This window comes from Mycobacterium sp. 1245801.1, assembly GCF_001673055.1.
GTDB lineage: Bacteria > Actinomycetota > Actinomycetes > Mycobacteriales > Mycobacteriaceae > Mycobacterium > Mycobacterium europaeum_A.
Map to the genome: position 1 here is coordinate 1 of NZ_LZKY01000146.1, position 1,153 is coordinate 1,153.

Here is a 1,153-nt window from a genome sequence, read left to right on the forward strand (position 1 = left end):
CCCGGCCGTGCCGTCGGGCGCCGACAGCGGCTGAGCGATCAGCGGGGTGTCGGAGTCGGCCGGGCGGCGCACGTGGTGCGCGCCGAGGTGTGCGGTGCGCCGGTCGACCAGTCGGCGATGCCGCGCCGGATTCCCTGCAGCAGCGCGTCCCTTCCCGCCGGGGCCGTGTCGTTGCAGCTCGAGTGCAGGGTGCTGAATGGGCTGGGGTCGGCGCCGGCCGGCGCCGCCACCAGCACGGCCGGGCCCACCAGCATCGCCGCGCTGACCAGCACTCGGGTGATCACCCGGTCGGGACGACGCGAAGAGCGGGCGGTACCAAGCATGACGGTGTCAGCCTAGGACGGCGGCGCTGAGAGGGCGCTGAGAGCGCGCTGAGCTTGGTGTTCTCTGCGAGCACGCGGCCCTGCAGAATCAAGGGCGTGCGCACATTCGGTGGCCGGTCGGCCCGGTGCCGCGGGCGGCTGCGTCCGCGGCACCTGCCGCACCTGGGCATCTCGGCCCGCTCGGCCAGATCGGACGTCGAGATGTCGGCCACCCTGGTCCGGATCGCGTCCACCGACTGCAGCGAGCGGCGCACCAGCCAGTAGGTCGCCCCCGCCACCACCGCGACAATCACCGGCGCGCTGCAGGCCAACAGGATCGCCAGGGCCCGCGCGGTCCCCTCGACCGCCTCGCTGCCCCCGCCCACCAGCACCGTGTAGACACCTGATCGGGTCGCGACTTTCTGGCCGCTGACCCGCATGTCGTCGCCGGCCACCGCGTCGTCGGGCAGGCCGCGACGCAGGTTGAAGTCGAACTGATCCGGCGAGACCAGCGGCGTTTTCGGCGCCGAGCCGGACCGCCTGACCACGGTGCCGTCCGGGCCGATCAACTGGGTCGCGACCACCCGCTGGTCGGTGTGCAGCAGCGCGTTGTCGAGGTCGTCGAACGAATCGGCCTGCAGCGCCTTGGTGATATCGCGGACCCGTTCGGCGGTGGCGTAATCGACGCCCGCCAGCAGCGACCGGTACAGGATCGCGTCCAGTCCCGCGCCGGCGATGGCCAGCGCACACAGCACAACAATCGCCGACACCGCGGCCGAGCGGGCCGAGATGCCCAGGTGCGGCAGGTGCCGCGGACGCAGCCGCCCGCGGCACCGGGCCGACCTGCAATT

The 1,153-nt window shown here is 72.9% G+C and carries 1 protein-coding gene and 1 pseudogene; both read right to left on the reverse strand.

Annotation, left to right across the window (positions count from 1 at the left end; translation table 11 throughout):
• Nucleotides 1-38: 38 nt before the first annotated feature.
• On the reverse strand, nucleotides 39-284 hold the full coding sequence (locus A5622_RS08825; protein ID WP_232002802.1) for a hypothetical protein: 246 nt from the start codon (nucleotides 282-284) through the stop codon (nucleotides 39-41).
• Nucleotides 285-487: 203 nt separating this feature from the next.
• Nucleotides 488-1,123 (reverse strand): annotated as a pseudogene (locus tag A5622_RS29585) (two-component sensor histidine kinase); the annotation flags it as partial.
• Nucleotides 1,124-1,153: the final 30 nt, after the last annotated feature.